The sequence below is a fragment of the Bradyrhizobium betae genome (assembly GCF_050632175.1).
Taxonomy (GTDB): domain Bacteria; phylum Pseudomonadota; class Alphaproteobacteria; order Rhizobiales; family Xanthobacteraceae; genus Bradyrhizobium; species Bradyrhizobium betae_B.
In genome coordinates this window covers 4178380-4197641 of record NZ_CP192576.1, presented here as the reverse complement: position 1 = coordinate 4197641, position 19262 = coordinate 4178380, and the positions used below count along the sequence as shown (strand labels likewise).

The window sequence follows — 19262 nt, the reverse complement described above, 5'->3', positions numbered from 1 at the left end:
GTCTCCCCACTGGCCCTGACAGGACCAGGACCGGCTCTGCTACTCAGTGAGAGCGGATGATGACGGGACAAAGTTAGCGTTCCGTTTCCAAATTGCCGATGATTTGCGCCAACTGGCGGTAGCCGTCCGCCAGCGAGACATTTTCGTCCTTGCGCTGCTTCAGGAACGCTTCCAGCGGCTCGTGCAGCCGGATCGCCTCGTCCACCTCGGGGCTCGAACCGGCCCGGTAGGCGCCCAGCCGGATCAACTCCTCCATGTCGGCATAGGTCGCCATCACCGCCCGCGCCTTCTGGATGGTCGGCCAGAATTGCGGGTCGGCCGATTTCGGCATGGTGCGGGAGACGGATTTGAGGATGTTGATGGCGGGGTAGCGGCCGCGCTCGGCGATCGAGCGCTGCATTACGATATGGCCGTCGAGGATGCCGCGGACGGCGTCCGCGATCGGCTCGTTGTGATCGTCGCCGTCGACCAGCACGGTGAAGATCGCGGTGATCGCGCCCTCCCCCAGACCCGGTCCGGCGCGCTCCAGCAGCTTCGGCAGTTCGGTGAAGACGGTCGGCGTATAGCCCTTGGCCGTCGGCGGCTCGCCGGCGGACAGGCCGATCTCGCGCTGCGCCATGGCAAAGCGCGTCACCGAGTCCATCAGGCAGAGGACGTCCTTCTCCTCGTCGCGGAAATACTCGGCGATCGCGAGCGTGAGATACGCGGCCTGGCGGCGCATCAGCGCCGGCTCGTCCGACGTCGCGACCACGACCACGGAGCGCGCCAGGCCCTCCTCGCCGAGGTCGTCCTGGAGGAATTCCTGCACCTCGCGGCCGCGTTCGCCGATCAGCCCGATGACGCTGACCGCGGCATCGACGTTACGCGCCAGCATCGACAGCAGCACCGACTTGCCGACGCCGGATCCTGCGAAGATGCCCATGCGCTGGCCGCGGCAGCAGGTGAGGAAGGTGTTCATCGCGCGCACGCCGAGATCGAGCGGCGCGCCGACGCGCTTGCGCGAATGCGCCGGCGGCGGCGAATTGCGGTACGGCATCGGCGCCGGACCCTGCGGCAACGGCCCCTTGCCGTCGATCGGTTCGCCCAGCGCGTTGACGACGCGGCCGAGCCAGGCCGCGCAGGGCCGCACCTGGTTGGCGGCGTTGGCGATCACCGCCTTGCAGCCGCGGCGCACGCCATCGAGGCCGGCGAACGGCATCACCACGGCGTTGTTGCCGGAGAAGCCGATCACCTCGCAAGGAATGTCGCGCCCCTGCCCGGTCTCGATCAGCAGCCGCGCACCGACCGACATCGCGTGGATCGGCCCGGCCACCTCGACCATCAGGCCGCGAACGCCGACCACGCGGCCGTACATGTTGATGCCGTCGATATCGCCGATCTGTTCGGCAAGAGCCTTCATCGGGCAACCTTCATGAGAGGGTCTTCATTAAGGTGCGCGCCTTCATCGCAAGGGCCTTCGAGGCGAAAACCTTAAGTTTCGCCATATTTCTGAACGGCGCTTAACTTCGTGTTTACCCGCATCGTTAATCATTGCGTCACTGTCTTTGTGACTGAGCGTGGCTCCCCTTCAGAAGAAGGCTGAGTCGCGGGAGTCGGTTAGGCCCGTCTCTTAAAGTGGAACTTGAACGGAACCGGGTGACGAAAGCTGCTTCCTGCGCAAGACCTTAGGGCGATTCGATAAAAATTGCACCGGGGGGACTTGCGTTCCAGAATCAGGATTTGTTAACCATCTGTTGTCAGGATCCGAATCAGTTGTTCAAAGGCGTTTTGTGAGTGCCGCGAATGCGGCCGACCTGACGCCCAGGAGCGGCGACTATGGGGAACTGGCATGCGCGTTTTGCTGATTGAAGATGACAGCGCCGTCGCGCAGTCGATCGAGCTGATGCTGAAGTCTGAGAGCTTCAACGTCTACACGACCGATTTGGGGGAAGAAGGCGTCGATCTCGGTAAGTTATACGATTACGACATTATCCTTCTCGACCTCAATCTGCCCGACATGTCCGGCTACGACGTGCTCAAGCAGCTTCGGGTCTCCAAGATCAAGACACCGATTCTGATCCTCTCCGGCCTCGCCGGCATCGAGGACAAGGTCAAGGGTCTCGGCGTCGGCGCCGACGACTACATGACCAAGCCCTTCCACAAGGACGAGCTGGTTGCCCGCATCCACGCCATCGTGCGGCGCTCCAAGGGCCACGCCCAGTCGGTCATCCAGACCGGCGACCTCGTCGTCAACCTCGACACCAAGACGGTCGAAGTCGGCGGCCAGCGCGTGCACCTGACCGGCAAGGAATACCAGATGCTGGAGCTGCTCTCGCTCCGCAAGGGCACCACCCTCACCAAGGAAATGTTCCTCAACCACCTCTATGGCGGCATGGACGAGCCCGAGCTGAAGATCATCGACGTCTTCATCTGCAAGCTCCGCAAGAAGCTCGCCAACGCCTCCGAAGGCCGCAACTTCATCGAGACCGTGTGGGGCCGCGGCTACGTGCTGCGCGAGCCGCACGAGCAGGAAGAGCGCATTCCCGCCTGATCCCTGGGTTTACCCGCGAGCCCTGTCGGGGCTCGCTCCTCCCAGCCTGGACCCCGCCGCAAATGGCGGGGTTTTGTTTTTTGGGGATCGCTTCACCCGAAGCTTATGTTTGAACCGCTATCCTTCCCCCGCCGACGAATGGTCGCTGCACGATGGGGGAACGATGATCCTGCAATCACTGGCCGGCCTGCCCGCCTTCCTGGTCTATTTCTGCACCGGGCTGGTCGCGATCGTGGCGTATCTGTACGTCTACACCCGCATCACCCCCTACAACGAGTTCCAGCTCATCCGCGACAACGAGCCGGCCGCGGCAATCGCGCTCGGCCTCAGCCTGCTCGGCTTCGTGGCGCCGCTGGTCAGCGCGATCGCGCATTCGGCCAATGTGCTGGACTGCATGGTCTGGGCGATCATCGCGCTGATCGTGCAGGTCATCGTGCTCTTTCTCGTGAGGGTGCCGGTGCCGAACCTGCCGGCCCGGATCGCCACAGGCGAGCTGGCGCCTGCCATCTGGCTCGGACTGTCCTCGCTCGCGGCCGGCCTGTTGAACGCCGCCTGCATGATCTACTGACATGACGGACAAGCCCTCCAGCAAGCAATTCGGCAAGCGCCGGCCCGTCGTGCCGCCGCCCCCGCGGCCTCCGGCGAAGCGCTCCGGCCATGTCGCGCTGCTGGTGATGGGCACGATCGCGGTCGGCACCACCGCCTACACGCTGATGCCGCAGCGGCGCTGCGAGCCGCCTCCTCCCGGAACGGACCCGGCGGTGCAGACGAGCACCGCTTGCAACAGCAGCAGCCGCAGTTCCTCCAGCGGCGGCTCGTCGCGATCGAGCTTCTTCAGCAGCGATTCCTCGAGCCACTCCTCATCGGGAACGTCGTCCGATTCCGGCCTCAGCAGTGTGAGCCGCGGCGGCTTCGGCTCGTTCGGTCACGGCTTCTCGGGCGGCGGCTGATCCATGCGACGCATCGTCTGTCCCGAACGCGACGATTGGCGGCAGACCGCTGCGCAATGCGGCTTCGCCTTCCACACCATCGACGGCGAACGCTATTGGGACGAGAGTGCCTATTACGGCTTCACGCTCGACGAGATCGAGCGCGGCATCGAGACGCCGACCGGCGAGATCGACGCGATGTGCCTTGAGCTTGCCGGCCGCGTGATCGGCGATGAGCGCCATCTGCGGCGACTGAAAATTCCTGAAGCGTTCTGGGACTTGATCGCCACGAGCTGGAAGCGCGACGACCGCAGCCTCTATGGCCGGCTCGACCTGAAGTACGACGGCAAAGGGCCGGCCAAGCTGCTCGAATACAATGCGGATACACCGACCTCGATCTTCGAGGCCGCCGTGTTTCAATGGACCTGGCTCGAACAGGCGATCGAACGCCGCATCATTCCGGCACGAGCCGACCAGTTCAACTCCATCCACGAGCGGCTGATCGCGGCCTGGAAGGAGATTGCCGCCGGCCGCCATGTCCATCTCACCGGCACCACCGGCAACGAGGAGGACGCCGGCACGCTGGCTTATCTCGAGGACACCGCGCGCCAGGCGGGGCTTTCGACCACCCTGCTCGACATCGACCAGGTCGGCTGGCGCGACGAGCCCGGCGGCTTCGTCGATCTCGACGATCGCGACATCGCGTTCGCCTTCAAGCTCTATCCATGGGAATGGATGTTCCACGATGCCTTCGGCGCAAAGCTTGCGGGCGCGCCGACGCGCTGGATCGAGCCACCGTGGAAGGCGGTGCTCTCCAACAAGGGCATCCTGCCGCTGCTCTGGGAGATGTTTCCGAACCATCCCCATCTGCTGCCGGCCTTCTTCGAGGACGATCCGCGCGCCGCTGAACTCGGGGCATCCTACGTGCGCAAGCCGCTGCTGTCGCGCGAAGGCGCCAATGTCACGCTGGTGTCCGGCGGCATGCCGCTCGACGAACAGGAAGGTCCCTATGGCGCGGAGGGCTTCGTGCGACAGGCGCTCTCGCCGCTGCCGAATTTTTCCGGAAACTATGCGGTCGTTGGAAGCTGGCTGGTGAACCACGAGCCGTGCGGACTGTCGATCCGCGAAGACGAGAGCCCGATCACGGGCAATGGTTCGCGGTTTCTGCCGCACGCGATTTTGTGAGGCGCTCGGTCATTCCGGGGCGCGACAAAGTCGCGAGCCCGGAATGACGAGGAGAAGATCACCGTGCCGCGGCAATCTTCAGCGGCTGCGGCATCAATCCGCCCATGGGACGGCCGGATCGCGCGGGGTTGAGCTGGTAGAGACCGCGGCGGTCGGAGATGGGACGGAATGCGTCGGTGATGCCGACGACGGATTCGGCGGCCCCGAGCAGCAGCGTGCCGTCGGCCTCCAGGCACTTCGCCATGCGCTCGAAGATCACCGCCTTGGTGTCCTGGTCGAAATAGATCAGCACGTTGCGGCAGAAGATCACGTCGAACGTGCCGAGATGGGAGAAGTCCTGCAGCAAATTGAGCTGGCGGAACTGCACCATCGCGCGGATATCGGCATTGAGCTGCCAGATTTCGCCAGCTTGCGTGAAATACTTCATCAGGTGCTGGATCGGCAGGCCGCGCTGCACCTCGAACTGGCTGTAGACGCCCGCCCTGGATTTCTCCAGCACCTCCTGCGACAGATCGGTGGCGACGATCTCGACGCGCCAGCCGGCGAAGGCGGCGCCCATCTCCTTCACGCACATCGCGATCGAATAAGGCTCCTGCCCCGTCGACGACGCCGCCGACCAGATCCGCAACGACTTGCGCGCCGCCCGGGCCTGGAGCAGGCCCGGCAGGATGGTTTCGCGCATATGATCGAACGGGATCTTGTCGCGATAGAAGAAGGTCTCGTTGGTGGTCATCGCTTCGACCACGTCGGTCGCAAGCCGGCCATCGCCATTCCTGATCTTCAACACGAGATCGGGAATGCCGGGAAGACTTGCCTTGCGGGCAAGCGGCAGGAGCCGGCTCTCGACCAGATATTGCTTGTCGGCGGAGAGATCGAGGCCGGAGCGCTCTTTCAGGAACTTGCGCAGATAGTCGTAGTCCGCGGGCGTCACGTGCGGTCCCCCGCGAACAGGCGATTGACCTTGGAACCAATCTGGTTGAGCGGCAGGATCGCCGAACAGATGCCGGCATTGGCAGCCGCGCCCGGCATGCCCCAGACGACGCTGGAGGCTTCATCCTGCGCGATCACACTGCCGCCGGCCGCGACGATGTCCTTGCCGCCGCGCATGCCGTCCGAGCCCATGCCCGTCAGGATCACGGAGAGGATGTTGCCGTGCCAGATGTCGATGGCGGACGTGAAGAGCGGATCGACCGCGGGCTTGCAGAAATTGACGGCGGGGCCGTCGTCGAGTGCGATCGCCGCGTCCGCGCCGTTGCGTACGACGCGCATGTGCTTGCCGCCGGGCGCCAGATAGATCCGTCCCGGCTTGACCAGTTCGCCGTCGACCGCCTCTGCTGCCGGCTTGCGGCTGGAGCGCGCCAGATGCTCGGCAAGAATGGTGGTGAAGGTCGGCGGCATGTGCTGCGTGATAAGCACCGGGAAGCGGTCGATCACTGGGCCGAGCTCGGTGACGAGCGCCATCAGCGCCTGCGGGCCCCCGGTCGAGGAGCCGATCAGCAGCACCTTCGGTGCCTGGCTCGAGAACGGGCGCGTGGACAGTATCCCCGACGACTGCGCAGGCACGGCAGGAGCCGGCGCAGCGGGCCGCGCGACCGGTCCGCGTGCGGCCGGAGCCGGGCTCGGGCTCGCGGGCGCCAGCGGCGGGCTCCCAACGGCGGGCTTGCGGCGCAGCCGAGCACCGAGGTGACGGATCTTCTGGATCAGGTCGTGGTGGAAAATGTCCGCGGCCGACGCCTCGCGCGTCGACTCCGGCTTCGGAATGTAATCGGCCGCGCCGAGCGACAGCGCCTTGAAGCTGATCTCCGCGTTTCGGCGCGTCAGCGTCGAGGCCATGATGATGACGAGATCGCGCTTCTTCGCCAGCAGTTGCGGCAGCGCCGAGATGCCGTCGAGCTCGGGCATTTCGATGTCGAGCACGGCGACGTCGGGGTTGATGCGTTCGATCTGGTTGACCGCCTCGAGCCCGGTGCGCAGCGAAGCTGCGACCTCCATGTCGTGCTCGGCCCCGACCCAGCGCGAAATCAGGCCGCGTATGACGACGGAGTCGTCGACGATCATCACCCGCAGCGGCCCGGCTTCGCGCGACGGGCTGGTGGTCGAATTACCTGCGAACGCAACACTCATTACTCACCAACTCAGACTGAAACGGGTTAGTTGAAAACAATCACCGAAGGATCCGTTCAGCCTCCGGATGTTCGCTCAGATTAGTCCGACTTCCTGAAATTTCGCCGTCACGATGTCCTTGTCGAAGGGCTTCATGATGTATTCGTTGGCGCCGGCATGCAGCGCACGCGCGATATGCGCGACGTCGTTCTCGGTGGTGCAGAACACCACCTTGGGCTGGTCACCGCCCGGCATGCGGCGCAGATGGCCGAGGAATTCGTAGCCGTCCATGACCGGCATGTTCCAGTCGAGCAACACCGCGTCGGGAAGCCCGCGCTTGCAGGCCTCCAGCGCCTTCTCACCGTCCTCGGCTTCGAGGATCTGGAAGTCGAGGCCCTCCAGGATCCGGCGCGCAACCTTGCGGATGACGCTGGAATCATCAACGACGAGACAAGTTCGCATGTGAACCTCTGCTTCCTATCCCCTTGGCGGGGGCACTTCCAATTACTGGCACGTCGGCGGCGGCGCCGCCGTATCAGGCCGCCATCATCTCGGGTGCAAGCTCGAGGACGCGATCGACGTCGAGAACGACCATGAGCTGTCCGTCGAGGCGGTGGACGCCGCCGGCAAGCTTCGCCATGCGGGGATCGAGGTTGACCGGGTTCTCTTCCATGCCGCTCTCGGACAGGCGCAGCACTTCGCCGATCTGGTCGATCAGCAGTCCGTAGGATTCACCCCGGAGGTCGACGCCGACCGCCATCGGGGTCTTGCCGTCCTCGGGCTTGGGCAGGCCGAGCCGGGCGCGCATGTCGACCACGGTGACGATGCGGCCGCGCAGGTTCAGCACGCCCGCGATCTCGCGCGAGGACAACGGAACGCGGGTGACGCGCTCGGGCATGAACACGTCCTGGACGCGGGAGATCGGCAGCCCGAACAGCTGCCCGCCGATCATCGCGGTGACGTATTCGACCATCGCGCCTTCGCCGGTCTGGGTCTTGTTGGTCATGTGCGTATCTCCTGATCCCCAAGTCTCTTTTGTTGGAGCATGATCTCGCCGGAAAACCGCTTCACACTTTTCCGGATCATGCTCTTACGCTGCTGCCCGGCTCAGATCGGAGGCGCCGGCGGCGCTCGCGGTCTGTTCCTTCAGCGCCGCGATCAGACCGGGACGGTCGAACTTGGCGACATAGTCGTGGAAGCCGGCCTGACGGCCGCGCTCGATCGCCGCCGGCGACACCAGGGCGGAGAGGCCGATGATCGGCATCGAGCCCAGATTGTTGTCCGAGCGGATGGTCTCGGCGAACTCGAACCCGTTCATGTCGGGCATCTCGATGTCGGTCAGGACCACGTCGAAGCTCTGCGCACGCAGCGCAGCCAGGCCCTCCTGCGCGGTCGGCGCGGTGCGGACACGGTAGCCGGCGGCCTTGAGCACCGGTGCCAGCATGTTGCGGAAGAACGCGCTGTCGTCGACCAGCAGCACCGACTGCGAGTGCAGCGACGGCTTCATCTCCTTGCGGGTGAACCAGTCGGAGAACGCCATCGGCAGGAAGTGGCCGACGTCGATCACTTCGGTCGCCTGGCCCTTGATCACGGCCGAGCCCAGGATGCCCTGGCTGGCGCCGCCGACCTCGATGTTCAGCCGCTCCTCGACGATGTCGATGATCTCGTCGACGACCAGGCCCATCGAGCGGCCGTCGTCGGAGAACACCAGGATCGGCTGGGCGCCCTGCGAGGCGATGGTGACGCTTTCCATGGCAACCAGCGGCATCAACTGCTCGCGGTACTGCACCATGTAGCGGCCGTTGGAGAACTCGATCTTGTCGGCGGGGAGTTCTTCGAGGCGCGTGACGAGTCCGAGCGGGACCGCCTTGGGCTGGCTGGAGCCGGCGCGGAACACCAGCAGCGAGGTGGTCTGCTCGCCCGAGGAGGCGTGGTGGGCCGAGGCGTCGTCGCCCATCTCGTGAGCCGAGGAGCCGGCGGCGCCGAGCGCCTTGGCGATGCCGTTGGGATCGATGATCATGATCACGGCGCCGTCGCCCAGAATGGTGTTGCCCGAGAACATGTCGATGTGACGCAGCTTGGTCGACATCGGCTTGACCACGATCTCTTCGGTGTGGAACACGCCGTCGACGACGATGCCGAAGGTCTGGCTGCCGACCTGCGTCACCACGATGAAGCCGTTCTCGGGATCTGAGGCGGCGCCGTCGTCGATCTTGAGCAGCTTCTTGAGGTGGATCAGCGGCAGCAGCTTGTTGCGCAGCCGAAGCACCGCGGTGTCCTTGATGCGCTCGATGCGGTGCTCCGAGTTGGCGCGGGCACGGACGAGCTCGACCACCGAGAGCTGCGGGATCGCAAAGCGGTCGCCGGCGGCTTCCACGATCAGCGCGGAGACGATGGCGAGCGTCAGCGGGATCTTGATAGTGACCGAGGAGCCCTCGCCGGCCACCGACTTGATGTCGATGGTGCCGCCGATCTGGTCGATATTGGTGCGGACCACGTCCATGCCGACGCCGCGGCCGGAGACCGAGGTGATGGCGGCCGCGGTCGAGAAGCCCGGCGCAAAGATGAACTTGTGGATCTGGGCTTCGCTCATCTTCTCGAGCTCGGCCTCGGTGACGAGACCGGAAGAGATCGCCTTGGCCTTGATCTTGTCGGTGTTGAGGCCGCGGCCGTTGTCAGCGATGCAGATGATGATGTGGCCGCCCTCGTGATAGGCGGACAGGCGGATGGTGCCCTGCTCGCCCTTGCCGCTCGCCAGCCGCTCGGCCGGGGTCTCCAGGCCATGGTCGGCGGAGTTGCGCACCATGTGGGTGAGCGGGTCCTTGATCAGGTCGAGCACCTGGCGGTCGAGCTCGGTGTCGGCGCCGTGCATCTCCAGATCGATCTGCTTGCCGAGTTCGCTCGAGAGGTCGCGGACGATGCGGGGCAGCTTCTGCCAGGCATTGCCGATCGGCTGCATGCGCGTCTTCATGACGCCCTCCTGCAGCTCGGCGGTGACGTTGGACAGGCGCTGCAACGGCACCTTGAACTCGGTGTCCTCGTTGCGGCGGGAGATCTCCAGGAGCTGGTTGCGGGTCAGCACCAGCTCGGAGACCATGGTCATCAGATGCTCCAGCGTATCCACGTTGACGCGGATCGACTGGTTGGCGACGCGGTCGCCCTCGCCTGCGGCCTCGTCGGCCACCGGCTTTCTTGCGGCCTTCTCCTTCGGCGCCTTGTCGTTGGAAGCTTTGGCTTCCTTGACGATGTCCTTGGTGACTTCCTTGGCAACCGGCGCCGGCGCTTCAGCGGCGGGCTCGGCCTTGACCTCGGCAACGGGCGCTTCGATCGGGGTCTCGCGGAAGGCGCGCTCGAGCTCGTCGAGCGACACTTCGCCTGGACGCAGCGGACGCTCCAAAGTCTGGTCGATCAGCGAACCCTGCGTCATTTCCTTTGCAGGCGCAGGCGCAGCGGCGGCCGGCGCTTCCGGCACCAGCGGCGGCGCCTCAGCTACGGGAGCGGCAGCTGCAGCAGCCATTGCCGCCATGCCCTGCTCGACCATCGCCTCCAACTGGTCGATGAGATCGCGGTCGGTGCCCTCGGGCTCGGCTTCGGTCGCCTCGAGACCCGCCAGGATCTCCTTGATGCGGTCGATCGAAGCCAGAATCAGCGACACCGCGTCCGCCGTCACCGGCATGCCGTCGCGGAATTTGCTCATCAGGGTCTCGCCGGCATGCGCCAGCGCTTCCAGCCGCGGCAATCCGAGGAAGCCGCAGGTGCCCTTGATGGTGTGGACCAGGCGGAAGATGTTATCCAGGATCTTGGCGTTGTTCGGCTCCTGCTCGAACTTCACCAGCTGATTGTCGACGGTGTCCAGGCTCTCACTGGTCTCCGTCAAGAACTCCCGCAACAGATCATCCATGAAAACAGGCCTTCATACAGGGAGGGCGCGCACGATTTGTGATGCGCCATTTCGGAATGAGGTCAGCTTCACCGCAAAGCGTTTAATAATGGTTGAGTATGTGGAAAAGAACGGAACCAACAAAGAGATAAGGCGCTCCGGACAAGCCGTAGCGCCTTGTAAAGGATGGGTTAACGATTTGCGCGCGACGGGCGCGTTTACGAAGCGGTAACAGTGATGGCTTCGCCCTCATGCGCAAGCTTCACGGTGACCCCGCAAGCCTGTGCCAACAGCCGCGTATAATAAGGCTGTATCGCGTGCGCATCCGCAGCCGGCCCACGCTCGCCGCTCAGGAGCTCGGAGATGTTCTGCGGCAGGCGCGCATTATGTCCGGTCGCGGTGATGCGAAAGCTCATGGTCTCGCCGTCGCCGATCGGATCGACCGTCAGCGTGCCGCCGCGCGGGATCGTGTGCTGGGAGACGACTAGCATGTTGAGCAGCAGCTTGACGCGATTCTTCGGCAGCAGCAGCCGCGGCAGATTCCACGTGATCGTGCACTTGCCATCCTCGATGTGGCCGCGTGCCATGGTCTGGGCATCCCCGAGGTCGATCTGGGCGCCGGACGAGCCGGCCGCGCCGAAGGCAAGGCGGCAGAACTGGAGGCGGGCGGACGCCGTCTTGGCGCTCTTGCGAATCAGGTCGAGGGCGAATTCGCGATCCTCGGGCTTGGGATCGTCGTCGAGCACTTCGAGCCCATTGACGATGGCGCCAACCGGGCTGATGAGATCGTGGCAGACCCGCGAGCACAGCAGCGCTGCGAGTTCGAGCGCATCTGGGGCGGTAGCGGTAGCGGGTGACGAAACGTCAGACATAAAGGGTTCCTGGAATTGCACTGCGCGGACGCGGCGAATCACGCATGCTTGACGAATGCCGCAGGTTCTAACATTCGCAAGCCCGTGGCAGCTAGCTTGCGATCGGTTCGAAGCGGCCCTAAAGCCGCGGGCGAATCAGTTGCGTGGGGATGGAATTGCCGATGAATGAGGCATGCAGGTGAAGCGGATCATCGACGGCCAAGCCGCATCCGGTCTGATGGAGCCGCTCACCGCGCTGGTGGTGGAGGCGGGCGAAGCGATCCTCGCGGTCAACCGCTCCGCAATGCGGGTCGAAGGCAAGCAGGATGGCTCGCCCGTGACCGAGGCCGACCTTGCCGCCGACCGTATCATCGCGGACGGCCTGACGCATCTTGCGGGCGACGTGCCGATGCTGTCGGAAGAGCGAACCCAGCTCGCCTCGCCGCCATTTCTGGACAGCTTCTTCCTGATCGATCCGCTCGACGGCACCAAGGAGTTCGTCGCCGGCCGCGACGAGTTCACGGTCAACCTCGCTCTCGTGACCCGGGGCGTGCCGCTGCTCGGCATCGTCAGCGCGCCCGCGCTCGGGCTGCTCTGGCGCGGCATCGTCGGCCGCGGCGCCGAGCGCGTCAGGTTCGACGGCGTGGCCATCGGTGCCGCCGAGCCGATCCACACCCGCCGGCTGCCGGCGCCGGGCGAGCCCTGGATCGCGGCGGTGAGCCGCTCGCATGGCGACCCGAAGACCGAGGCGTTCATCGATGGCCGGCCCAACGCGATCAGAAAGACGGTGGGCTCGGCCGTGAAATTCGGCCGGATCGCGGAGGGCAGCGCCGACATCTATCCCCGCTTCGGGCCCACCTGCGAATGGGACGTCGGGGCCGGCTGCGCGGTGGTCACCGCCGCCGGCGGCCGGGTCACCGACGGCAAGGGCGGCGAGCTCCGGTTCGGCCAGCGCGGCGATACCGGCTTCATCATCCCGGACTTCATCGCCTGGGGCGATCCGCAGGCGATGGGTCGCTCCTGACCGAGCTGCTACTGACTGAGCTCTTGCTGGAGTGCCGGCCAGCGCTTGCGCACTTCATAGAGGAAGCGCTCCGGATCGGCGGCGAAGGCGTCGCGATTGGCCTCCCGGCTGAACAGATAGAGCCGCTGCGCCGAGATCACGTAGAAGCGGGGATTGGCGGCGATGGCGACGCCGCGGGCGATGTCGGCCGGATCGTAGCCGCCGAACTGCGGACCATAGACCTCGGGATGGGCAAGGAACGACGCGCGATTGCCCTCGTTCCGGAAGCGCCAGACCGCGCCCCAGAGGTTCGCCTCGAACTCCGCCGTCCCCTGCACGGCCGCGCCGTCGACGAAATAGGCGACCGGGTCGAAGCCTTCGATGGCCACGCCGCTGAAGCGGTTGACGACGATCCGTTCGGTGGTGGAGGCCTGAGCCGGCAACCCCGCGCAGGTGAGCCAAATGCCCGACAGCAGGCAGACCAGGAAGCCGATCAAGGCAATTCCGGGGCGCAAAGGGCTATCTTCCTGCCGTTGTGCCGTCATAGTTGCTGCGGATAACATCCGAGTCGAGGGGACATCCGGCGCAACCTACGGCCGTGCCTGTTGGCGCCAGGTTAAGGAAGCGACGGGATTCGATACCAGGGGTTCTTTTATGACTTTCGCATCACGCCTTGCCGCAGTGGCGCTCATCGCGCTGGCCGGCTGGATCGTGCCGGCTTCCGCCCAGACGGCCGAGCCGCCGCCCAACCTGCCACCGCCGCAGCGGACCCCCACGCCCAGCACCTATGGGCCGGACGAACTCGTCAACGCCGGCCACCGCTTCTTCGGCAACGTCTCGCGCGGGCTCGCCTCGGTCATCGAGAAGGCGGTGAGCCAGTGGGGCCTGCCGAACGGCTATATCCTGGGTGAGGAAGGCTCCGGCGCCTTCGTCGCCGGGCTGCGCTACGGCGAAGGCACGCTCTATACCAAGAACGCCGGCGACCTGCGCGTCTATTGGCAGGGCCCCTCGCTCGGCTTCGACTGGGGCGGCGACGGCGCGCGCACCATGACGCTGGTCTACAACCTGCCCGCCACCAACGCGATCTACCAGCGCTTCGCCGGCCTCGACGGCTCCGCCTACATCATCGGCGGCTTCGGCATGACGGCGCTTACCGCCAACAACATCGTGCTGGTGCCGATCCGCTCGGGCCTCGGCCTGCGGCTGGGCGCCAATATCGGCTATTTGAAATTCACCCCGCGCGCGACCTGGAACCCGTTCTAGGCTCCTCCTCCGCTCAAGTTCCGGATTCACGTTAACAACAGGGCGGGGCTGGCTTTTGCCGGCCCGCCATGCATTGTCCTTGGTGAATTTTTCCTAAAGTCTGGGAGTTGTGGCCCATGGTCGAACCGATCATGTACCTTGCGATCGGTTTCCTGCTCTCGATGCTGTGCGGGCTCGCCATCGTGCCGCTGGTGCATAACCGCGCGGTCCGCCTGACCACGCGCCGGCTCGAGGCCGCCACGCCGCTGTCGATGGCCGAGATCCAGGCCGACAAGGACCAGCTCCGCGCCGAATTCGCGATGTCGGCGCGCCGGCTCGAGATGAGCGTCGACCAGCTCAAGAACAAGACCACGAGCCAGCTCGCCGAGCTCGGCAAGAAGAGCGACGCCATCAACCGCATGAAGATCGAGCTCGGCGAGAAGAACGCCACGATCTTCGCGCTCGAGGCGCGCGAGAAGGCGGTGAAGGAGCAGCTCCGCGCCACCGAGGAAGAATTCAACGCCAAGACCGAAGCGCTGCGCGCCGCCGAGATCGCGCTGACCGACAAGCAGGGAGAGCTTGCCAAGATCAACTCCGAACTGTCCGACCGCTCGATGATGGCGGAGACCCGCCAGGTCGAGCTGGTCGCCGTGCGTGCGCAGATCGAGGAGCTCAAGAACCGCGTCGGCGATGCCGAGAAGGAATTCACCGCGACGCAGGCCCGCCTCGCGCAGGAGCGCACCGAATCCGAGACCGCCTCGCGCGAGCTCAGCGAGGCCCGCGGCCGCGTCGAGAATCTGAGCCAGCGCGTCACCGAGCTCGACCGCCAGCTGATGCTGCAGGTCAAGGAAGCGGAGATGCTGTCGAGCCGCGTCGCCGACCTCGAAGGCCGCCTCGCCACCCAAGGCAAGCTGCTCGCCGAGCGCGACTACGAGAACAACCAACTCCGCCAGGCCGGCGAGAACGCCGAGCGCACCATCAAGGACCTGCGCGTCGAGATCGCAGGCCTCAGCGGCGGCAAGTCCTCGGCAGCCGCCGAGACGCTGCGCGCCGAGAAGACCGCACTGGAAGAGCAGCTGCGGACCGCAAGAGACGAGCGCGCCAAACTCCAGCGCGACCTCAATGCGATCCAGCAGCAGGCGGAAAGCTCCTGGGCGACCGAGCGCATGGAGAACGCGCTGCTGCGCGAGCGCATCAACGACATCGCCGCCGAGGTCGCAAAGCTCGCGATGCAGCTCGAAGGCCCGAACTCGCCGATCGAGGCGCTGCTCGCCGCCGAAGCCGGCCAGCCACCGCGGCCGGCGCCGCGCCCGGCCAATGACGCCACGACCAATGGCGCGGCCACCCCCAGCCTGCCCGAAGGCGGCGGAACGCTGGCCGACCGCATCCGCGCCCTCCAGGCCCACGCCTCCCGCGCCCGCCAGCAGGGCGCGTGAGCCGGCCGAAACCCGGCTCTCCGCTGGCTTGCGTGATTTACAGGAAGGTTTTCAGGGCCTGGGGCGGCCTGGAAACTTGACACCTTCGGCCCGCACTTCTAAATCGCGGGCTCAATGCGCCGGCCGGGCCAAAGTCCGGCCGCCTGCATGATGGTCCCGGGCGCATAGCTCAGCGGGAGAGCGTTCCCTTCACACGGGAGAGGTCCAAGGTTCGATCCCTTGTGCGCCCACCACGCTTCGCCAAACGGCTTCGCGTGGCGCAGCCACGCCCCCAAAAGCTTCGCGTAGCGCAGCCACGTCCAATGATGGCTAAGCGCGCTCGAAGAACGTAGACGGACTGGGGCGCTTGCTGCCTCTCCGTCGAAAATGTCGAAAACAACCCCATGCACAGTAGCCGACTCCAGCCGGATCAAGGTCTTACGTGTTTTCCGAATTTTGCTTGCGCCGTCGGGCAAAACAGCGGCATGATGGCAGCATCCCCCAGCGTCACCTTGCGCCGAGGAAGGGACCAGCTTATCTTACCTGCGTCTTACTGAGGATGCATTGATGGCTTCCGACAAGCTGACGACGACCGTGTCGACCAAGGGTCAGGTCGTCCTGCCGAAGGCGATCCGCGAGCAGCACCGCTGGCTGGCAGGCACGCGACTCTCGATCGAAAGCACACCGGACGGGGTCCTTCTCAGGCCGTCCTCACCGTTCCCTGCGACCAAGCCGGCGGACGTCTTCGCGTCGTTACCCCATCGGGGCAAGCCCAAGAGCGTGGAGGATATGGACGCGAGCATCGCCGCAGAAGCGCGACGGCGTCATGTTCGCGGTTGATACAAACGTCGTCGTTCGTTACCTGACGGGCGATCATCCCCAGCAATCGGCGAAAGCCAAAGCCATCATCAACGAAGAGGAAGTCTTCGTCAGCACGACAGTGATGCTGGAAACCGAATGGGTGTTGCGCAGCGCGTATGGTTTCGACGCCAAGCGCGTGAGCAAGGCGCTCCGGGATTTCGGCGGCCTTTCCACGGTCGTGTTTGAGGATTCCGGGCTGGTCGCGTTTGCTCTGGATCGCATGAACGACGGCATGGATTTCGCCGATGCGCTCCATTTGGGACGAGCAGAATCCTGCCAGGCCTTCCTGACGTTTGATCAACGCTTCGTCAGATCGGCGAAGGCGATGGGCCTGGCGAAGGTTCGGTTAGCGTAACGATCACCCCTCCCGATCGACAAACCTCGATCTCCTGCGCGCCTGAGGGCGCACCATGTCTCCGACCCCGGGCTCGCGATCAGGGACCTCACGGCCCCTGCTACGAACGAGCCTGCCCCGGCCGCAACGCCGCGTAGAGCCCGACCAACGTCCCGATCGCCACCAGCGCTGCCGCCAGCAGCACCTGCAATTCGCCGTCATCGGTCGTGCCGACCGACGACACCAGTCTGGTCACGACGACGAACAGGATGCCCACGGCGGCTGCTGCGCCCACGCTGAGATAGGCGAGCTCGCGCGTCAGGCTGCGGCCGAGCAGTCCGAGTGCCGTGAAGTACATCGCGCAGGCGTTGGGATGAACGAACAGGGCGACGCGCGCGTAACGGCCGTAGGCGTCGAGGAGAGTCTCGCAGCGGTGCAGTGCCGCTTTCGAGGCCACCCGCTGCAGCAGCGGCCTGAAGAAGCGCGCCTGTCCGTAGCTGAGAATGGCGCCCGCGATGATGGCGAGCCACGCCACGATGAACACGGAGGTATCCGCGGGCTTCGGATTGAGCGCCACGGACATCAGGATCAGTGCAGTGCCGGGAAAATAGCCGAAATACGGGAACACCGATTCCAGCAGCACGCAGACGAACATGAAGACCAGAAACCATGACGAACCGGTCGCGCCCTGGACGATGGCGTTCAGGTCGAACAGGTTCGTCCTGTACAGGACGAGGTACATGCAGGTGGCTAGTCCAGCCAGCGCATAGAACGGCAGCGCCCCCGACAGAAACCGTCTCATTCAGCCATCGGGCTTCGTTGCGCGGGAAGCCCGATCGACAGGATCTCGATCTCCTGCGCGCCCGAGCCCACGACGTCGCCGACCGCCTTCCCCATCAGCGACTTCGCGACGGGCGCCACGAACGAGATCGATCCTTCTTTCGGATCGGCCTCGTCCTCGCCGACGATGCGATAGGTCTGGACGCGGCCGTCGGCTCGGCTGAAGGTGACGGTGCTGCCGAAGGCGACGATATCGGTCGAGGCCGGGGTGGGCATGAGCTGCGCCGTGCGCAGCCGTTCGGCGAGATAGCGGACATCACGCAACGGCACCGCCGACTGCCGGCGCTTCTCGTTGACGTCCTCGATGGCCTGCGCGGCTTCATAAGCCTCGCGCGCCGCCTGGAGCTGCGCCTGCAAGGCCTGCAGGCCCGTTTCCGTCACGAGGTTCGGATGCGGCGAGATCGGCCGATCCGGCAACAGCGTCTCGGACGCGGTCTCGGCGCTCTCTTCCTTGGTAAAGGCGACGCTCAACTCGAAAATCCCGTCGAACAGTTTCGGAGGTGCGGACTATACCTCAAGTTCGACGAAGCGGCGCAGCTTGAACACGATATCCGGCAGGGCTTGGCGGAACCGGGTCGCGTTGGGGAAACTGGTCGAGAACGGCGCGAAGGTGATCATCGCGTTCCAGTGCCGGTAACCGTAGACCGTGACGGACGCGCCGGTCGCCGGAAAATCCTCCAGCTTGCGCAGCTCGCCGAGCACGAGATCGGCAATCGCGTCCGCGGGCAGCAATTGCCTGCCGTCCGGGGTCGTGGCGATTTTAGGCGGAGGCTCGACCGGCTTTTCAACCGGCATCGCGGCGGCCGGCGTGGCACTGGGGACGTTCTCGGAGGAAGCATTTCGGGGACCAGTATCCTCAGACTCGGCCTCATCGGGGATGGAGACCGCGACCTGCTCGAAGCCGTTGCTCGGCGCCGTCGGTGGAACCTCGGTCAGCGGCGGCGGTGCGATGGTATCTGCGCGCTTGTTGCCACCCAGGATGCTGCTGATCATGGCCACCAGGCCAGCATCCTTCACGTCGTCACTCATTATCTCCCCCAGCTTCGGCCTGTTCTAGCACCGCTCCGGCGGGCCGCCACAACCTATGTGTGGTCAGCGCCCGCCTGGCCAAGCCGTCTTTGGGCTCCTTAATGACATCGACGGCGCGGCGTCTGGTCACACCGCACCGCCGTGCAATCCGTCACTGCTTATCGAACGGAATATATTGCTGGTACTGCTTGGGCACCGAGCTGCGGTAGCGTGCCGGCACGGTGCCGCTGTCGACCGAATGATCGATCTCCTGCTGCCGGGTCATCTTCTTCTTCGGCTGCTTCTTCGACGCGCTCTTTTTGGAGTCGGTCGGCTGGCTCGAGGTGTCGGTGGTTGCGGCCGGCGCCGCATTTGTCGGCGTGGACGTCGCGGCCGGCGCAGAATTTGTCGCCGCGGGCGCCGCCGTTGCTCCGGCGGCCGGCGCGGTCTGCGCCAGCGCGAACGGTGTCTGCATGAGAAGCGCCAGCGCTGCGGTCGCAGCCAGCACGTATGATTTTTGCATCAAAACCTCCAAAATGACCTGATCCCGAATGAGGCAAAGCGTCGGCCCCGGGATCGAATTGTTCAAGTCCGAGCACGATAGGGCGGAAGCCGGCCGAGAACTGTGGCCGAGATCACATAGCTCCCCGCGGCTTGCGTCATCATAGACGCATGTCGAACCCCGCGCCCACTGCAGACACCAAGACAAGCACGACAAAGTGTCGGGCTCGCCCTGGAACACACGGACTGGGCTGATGTTCCTCATTCAACGTTCTTGTCCTCAAGCGTTCTTGTACCCCAGCGTTCTTGCACACACTCCCGAAGGAGACCGACATGCGTCGCACCATCCTCACCCTCGCATCGTTCGCGGCCCTGATCGCCGCGACGCTCCCGGCAACCCAGGCCCAGGCCGCCAACGACAGGTACTGCCTGCAAGGCCGCATGTGGGGCTATCCCGGCAACTGCCAGTTCGCGAGCTACCAACAGTGTCAGGCCACGGCCTCGGGCACGTCGGCCTATTGCGGCGTCAATCCGCGCTACGCGTATTCGCAGCGCGCCTACTGACGAGACGCCGGCCGAG

General features: G+C 65.2%; 22 protein-coding genes and 1 tRNA gene. 11 read left to right on the top strand and 12 right to left on the bottom strand.

Annotated features, from left to right (window positions below; genetic code table 11):
• Positions 1 to 73: 73 nt before the first annotated feature.
• Positions 74 to 1399 carry a flagellar protein export ATPase FliI gene (fliI, locus tag ACQ86E_RS20235; RefSeq protein ID WP_431201486.1) on the bottom strand — a complete coding sequence of 442 codons (1326 nt, stop codon included), beginning with the start codon at positions 1397 to 1399 and terminating at the stop codon, positions 74 to 76.
• Between the two features lie 429 nt (positions 1400 to 1828).
• On the opposite strand from fliI, the gene ctrA reads away from it, so the two are divergent.
• From ctrA to ACQ86E_RS20215, 4 genes are all read left to right on the top strand, one after another.
• On the top strand, positions 1829 to 2530 hold the full coding sequence (gene ctrA, locus ACQ86E_RS20230) for a response regulator transcription factor CtrA (protein WP_015688285.1): 702 nt from the start codon (positions 1829 to 1831) through the stop codon (positions 2528 to 2530).
• Positions 2531 to 2693: 163 nt separating this feature from the next.
• Positions 2694 to 3098, top strand: coding sequence for a DUF350 domain-containing protein (locus ACQ86E_RS20225; RefSeq protein ID WP_431201485.1), 405 nt, complete (start codon positions 2694 to 2696; stop codon positions 3096 to 3098).
• A 1-nt stretch (position 3099) separates the two neighbouring features.
• On the top strand, positions 3100 to 3480 hold the full coding sequence (locus tag ACQ86E_RS20220; RefSeq protein ID WP_431201484.1) for a hypothetical protein: 381 nt from the start codon (positions 3100 to 3102) through the stop codon (positions 3478 to 3480).
• A 3-nt stretch (positions 3481 to 3483) separates the two neighbouring features.
• Positions 3484 to 4644: a glutathionylspermidine synthase family protein gene (locus ACQ86E_RS20215; protein ID WP_431201483.1), complete on the top strand. Its 1161-nt coding sequence runs from the start codon at positions 3484 to 3486 to the stop codon at positions 4642 to 4644.
• A gap of 58 nt (positions 4645 to 4702) precedes the next feature.
• Here the strand turns inward: ACQ86E_RS20215 and ACQ86E_RS20210 are convergent, their stop codons facing one another.
• The 6 genes from ACQ86E_RS20210 to chpT form a co-directional block, all read right to left on the bottom strand.
• On the bottom strand, positions 4703 to 5575 hold the full coding sequence (locus ACQ86E_RS20210; protein ID WP_431201482.1) for a CheR family methyltransferase: 873 nt from the start codon (positions 5573 to 5575) through the stop codon (positions 4703 to 4705).
• Complete coding sequence (locus tag ACQ86E_RS20205) at positions 5572 to 6768, bottom strand: protein-glutamate methylesterase/protein-glutamine glutaminase (protein WP_431201481.1); 1197 nt, start codon at positions 6766 to 6768, stop codon at positions 5572 to 5574. Before ACQ86E_RS20205 ends, ACQ86E_RS20210 begins: the two co-directional genes overlap by 4 nt.
• A gap of 75 nt (positions 6769 to 6843) precedes the next feature.
• Complete coding sequence (locus ACQ86E_RS20200) at positions 6844 to 7209, bottom strand: response regulator (RefSeq protein ID WP_007600538.1); 366 nt, start codon at positions 7207 to 7209, stop codon at positions 6844 to 6846.
• 73 nt (positions 7210 to 7282) lie between these two features.
• Positions 7283 to 7753, bottom strand: coding sequence for a chemotaxis protein CheW (locus ACQ86E_RS20195; RefSeq protein WP_431201480.1), 471 nt, complete (start codon positions 7751 to 7753; stop codon positions 7283 to 7285).
• An 84-nt stretch (positions 7754 to 7837) separates the two neighbouring features.
• A complete protein-coding gene (locus ACQ86E_RS20190) occupies positions 7838 to 10648 on the bottom strand; it encodes a hybrid sensor histidine kinase/response regulator (protein WP_431201479.1) in 2811 nt (936 codons plus the stop codon).
• A 197-nt stretch (positions 10649 to 10845) separates the two neighbouring features.
• The gene (chpT, locus tag ACQ86E_RS20185; RefSeq protein ID WP_431201478.1) at positions 10846 to 11499 is read right to left on the bottom strand and encodes a histidine phosphotransferase ChpT; all 654 of its coding nucleotides are present in this window, start codon (positions 11497 to 11499) and stop codon (positions 10846 to 10848) included.
• Positions 11500 to 11671: 172 nt separating this feature from the next.
• On the opposite strand from chpT, the gene ACQ86E_RS20180 reads away from it, so the two are divergent.
• Positions 11672 to 12502, top strand: coding sequence for a 3'(2'),5'-bisphosphate nucleotidase CysQ family protein (locus ACQ86E_RS20180; RefSeq protein WP_431201477.1), 831 nt, complete (start codon positions 11672 to 11674; stop codon positions 12500 to 12502).
• An 8-nt stretch (positions 12503 to 12510) separates the two neighbouring features.
• Here ACQ86E_RS20180 and ACQ86E_RS20175 read toward each other — a convergent pair whose 3' ends face one another.
• Positions 12511 to 12996, bottom strand: coding sequence for a YHS domain-containing (seleno)protein (locus ACQ86E_RS20175; protein WP_431201476.1), 486 nt, complete (start codon positions 12994 to 12996; stop codon positions 12511 to 12513).
• 139 nt (positions 12997 to 13135) lie between these two features.
• Here ACQ86E_RS20175 and ACQ86E_RS20170 point away from each other — a divergent pair, with 139 nt between their 5' ends.
• From ACQ86E_RS20170 to ACQ86E_RS20150, 5 genes are all read left to right on the top strand, one after another.
• Positions 13136 to 13744 carry a DUF1134 domain-containing protein gene (locus tag ACQ86E_RS20170; protein ID WP_431201475.1) on the top strand — a complete coding sequence of 203 codons (609 nt, stop codon included), beginning with the start codon at positions 13136 to 13138 and terminating at the stop codon, positions 13742 to 13744.
• Positions 13745 to 13860: 116 nt separating this feature from the next.
• Positions 13861 to 15159, top strand: coding sequence for a hypothetical protein (locus tag ACQ86E_RS20165; RefSeq protein ID WP_431201474.1), 1299 nt, complete (start codon positions 13861 to 13863; stop codon positions 15157 to 15159).
• A gap of 158 nt (positions 15160 to 15317) precedes the next feature.
• Positions 15318 to 15392: transfer RNA gene (locus ACQ86E_RS20160), tRNA-Val, on the top strand.
• Positions 15393 to 15702: 310 nt separating this feature from the next.
• Complete coding sequence (locus ACQ86E_RS20155; RefSeq protein WP_431201473.1) at positions 15703 to 15978, top strand: AbrB/MazE/SpoVT family DNA-binding domain-containing protein; 276 nt, start codon at positions 15703 to 15705, stop codon at positions 15976 to 15978.
• On the top strand, positions 15965 to 16354 hold the full coding sequence (locus ACQ86E_RS20150; protein WP_431201472.1) for a type II toxin-antitoxin system VapC family toxin: 390 nt from the start codon (positions 15965 to 15967) through the stop codon (positions 16352 to 16354). Before ACQ86E_RS20155 ends, ACQ86E_RS20150 begins: the two co-directional genes overlap by 14 nt.
• A 100-nt stretch (positions 16355 to 16454) precedes the next feature.
• Here ACQ86E_RS20150 and ACQ86E_RS20145 read toward each other — a convergent pair whose 3' ends face one another.
• From ACQ86E_RS20145 to ACQ86E_RS20130, 4 genes are all read right to left on the bottom strand, one after another.
• Positions 16455 to 17135, bottom strand: a complete 681-nt coding sequence (locus tag ACQ86E_RS20145; RefSeq protein WP_431201471.1) for a hypothetical protein — start codon at positions 17133 to 17135, stop codon at positions 16455 to 16457.
• The gene (greA, locus tag ACQ86E_RS20140) at positions 17132 to 17644 is read right to left on the bottom strand and encodes a transcription elongation factor GreA (RefSeq protein WP_431201470.1); all 513 of its coding nucleotides are present in this window, start codon (positions 17642 to 17644) and stop codon (positions 17132 to 17134) included. Before greA ends, ACQ86E_RS20145 begins: the two co-directional genes overlap by 4 nt.
• A 36-nt stretch (positions 17645 to 17680) precedes the next feature.
• A complete protein-coding gene (locus ACQ86E_RS20135; RefSeq protein ID WP_431201469.1) occupies positions 17681 to 18202 on the bottom strand; it encodes a hypothetical protein in 522 nt (173 codons plus the stop codon).
• 151 nt (positions 18203 to 18353) lie between these two features.
• Entirely contained in the window at positions 18354 to 18704 is a 351-nt protein-coding gene (locus ACQ86E_RS20130) for a hypothetical protein (RefSeq protein WP_431201468.1), read from the bottom strand.
• A gap of 311 nt (positions 18705 to 19015) precedes the next feature.
• On the opposite strand from ACQ86E_RS20130, the gene ACQ86E_RS20125 reads away from it, so the two are divergent.
• Positions 19016 to 19246, top strand: a complete 231-nt coding sequence (locus tag ACQ86E_RS20125) for a DUF3551 domain-containing protein (protein ID WP_431201467.1) — start codon at positions 19016 to 19018, stop codon at positions 19244 to 19246.
• The last annotated feature ends 16 nt before the right edge of the window (positions 19247 to 19262 follow it).

Bases quoted from the DNA above. Each gene is read 5' to 3' on its own strand.
- fliI (WP_431201486.1), bottom strand. From the start codon at position 1,399: ATGAAGGCTCTTGCCGAACAGATCGGCGATATCGACGGCATCAACATG.
- ctrA (WP_015688285.1), top strand. From the start codon at position 1,829: ATGCGCGTTTTGCTGATTGAAGATGACAGCGCCGTCGCGCAGTCGATC.
- ACQ86E_RS20225 (WP_431201485.1), top strand. From the start codon at position 2,694: ATGATCCTGCAATCACTGGCCGGCCTGCCCGCCTTCCTGGTCTATTTC.
- ACQ86E_RS20220 (WP_431201484.1), top strand. From the start codon at position 3,100: ATGACGGACAAGCCCTCCAGCAAGCAATTCGGCAAGCGCCGGCCCGTC.
- ACQ86E_RS20215 (WP_431201483.1), top strand. From the start codon at position 3,484: ATGCGACGCATCGTCTGTCCCGAACGCGACGATTGGCGGCAGACCGCT.
- ACQ86E_RS20205 (WP_431201481.1), bottom strand. From the start codon at position 6,768: ATGAGTGTTGCGTTCGCAGGTAATTCGACCACCAGCCCGTCGCGCGAA.
- ACQ86E_RS20200 (WP_007600538.1), bottom strand. From the start codon at position 7,209: ATGCGAACTTGTCTCGTCGTTGATGATTCCAGCGTCATCCGCAAGGTT.
- ACQ86E_RS20195 (WP_431201480.1), bottom strand. From the start codon at position 7,753: ATGACCAACAAGACCCAGACCGGCGAAGGCGCGATGGTCGAATACGTC.
- ACQ86E_RS20190 (WP_431201479.1), bottom strand. From the start codon at position 10,648: ATGGATGATCTGTTGCGGGAGTTCTTGACGGAGACCAGTGAGAGCCTG.
- chpT (WP_431201478.1), bottom strand. From the start codon at position 11,499: ATGTCTGACGTTTCGTCACCCGCTACCGCTACCGCCCCAGATGCGCTC.
- ACQ86E_RS20180 (WP_431201477.1), top strand. From the start codon at position 11,672: ATGCAGGTGAAGCGGATCATCGACGGCCAAGCCGCATCCGGTCTGATG.
- ACQ86E_RS20170 (WP_431201475.1), top strand. From the start codon at position 13,136: ATGACTTTCGCATCACGCCTTGCCGCAGTGGCGCTCATCGCGCTGGCC.
- ACQ86E_RS20165 (WP_431201474.1), top strand. From the start codon at position 13,861: ATGGTCGAACCGATCATGTACCTTGCGATCGGTTTCCTGCTCTCGATG.
- ACQ86E_RS20150 (WP_431201472.1), top strand. From the start codon at position 15,965: ATGTTCGCGGTTGATACAAACGTCGTCGTTCGTTACCTGACGGGCGAT.
- ACQ86E_RS20145 (WP_431201471.1), bottom strand. From the start codon at position 17,135: ATGAGACGGTTTCTGTCGGGGGCGCTGCCGTTCTATGCGCTGGCTGGA.
- ACQ86E_RS20135 (WP_431201469.1), bottom strand. From the start codon at position 18,202: ATGAGTGACGACGTGAAGGATGCTGGCCTGGTGGCCATGATCAGCAGC.
- ACQ86E_RS20130 (WP_431201468.1), bottom strand. From the start codon at position 18,704: ATGCAAAAATCATACGTGCTGGCTGCGACCGCAGCGCTGGCGCTTCTC.
- ACQ86E_RS20125 (WP_431201467.1), top strand. From the start codon at position 19,016: ATGCGTCGCACCATCCTCACCCTCGCATCGTTCGCGGCCCTGATCGCC.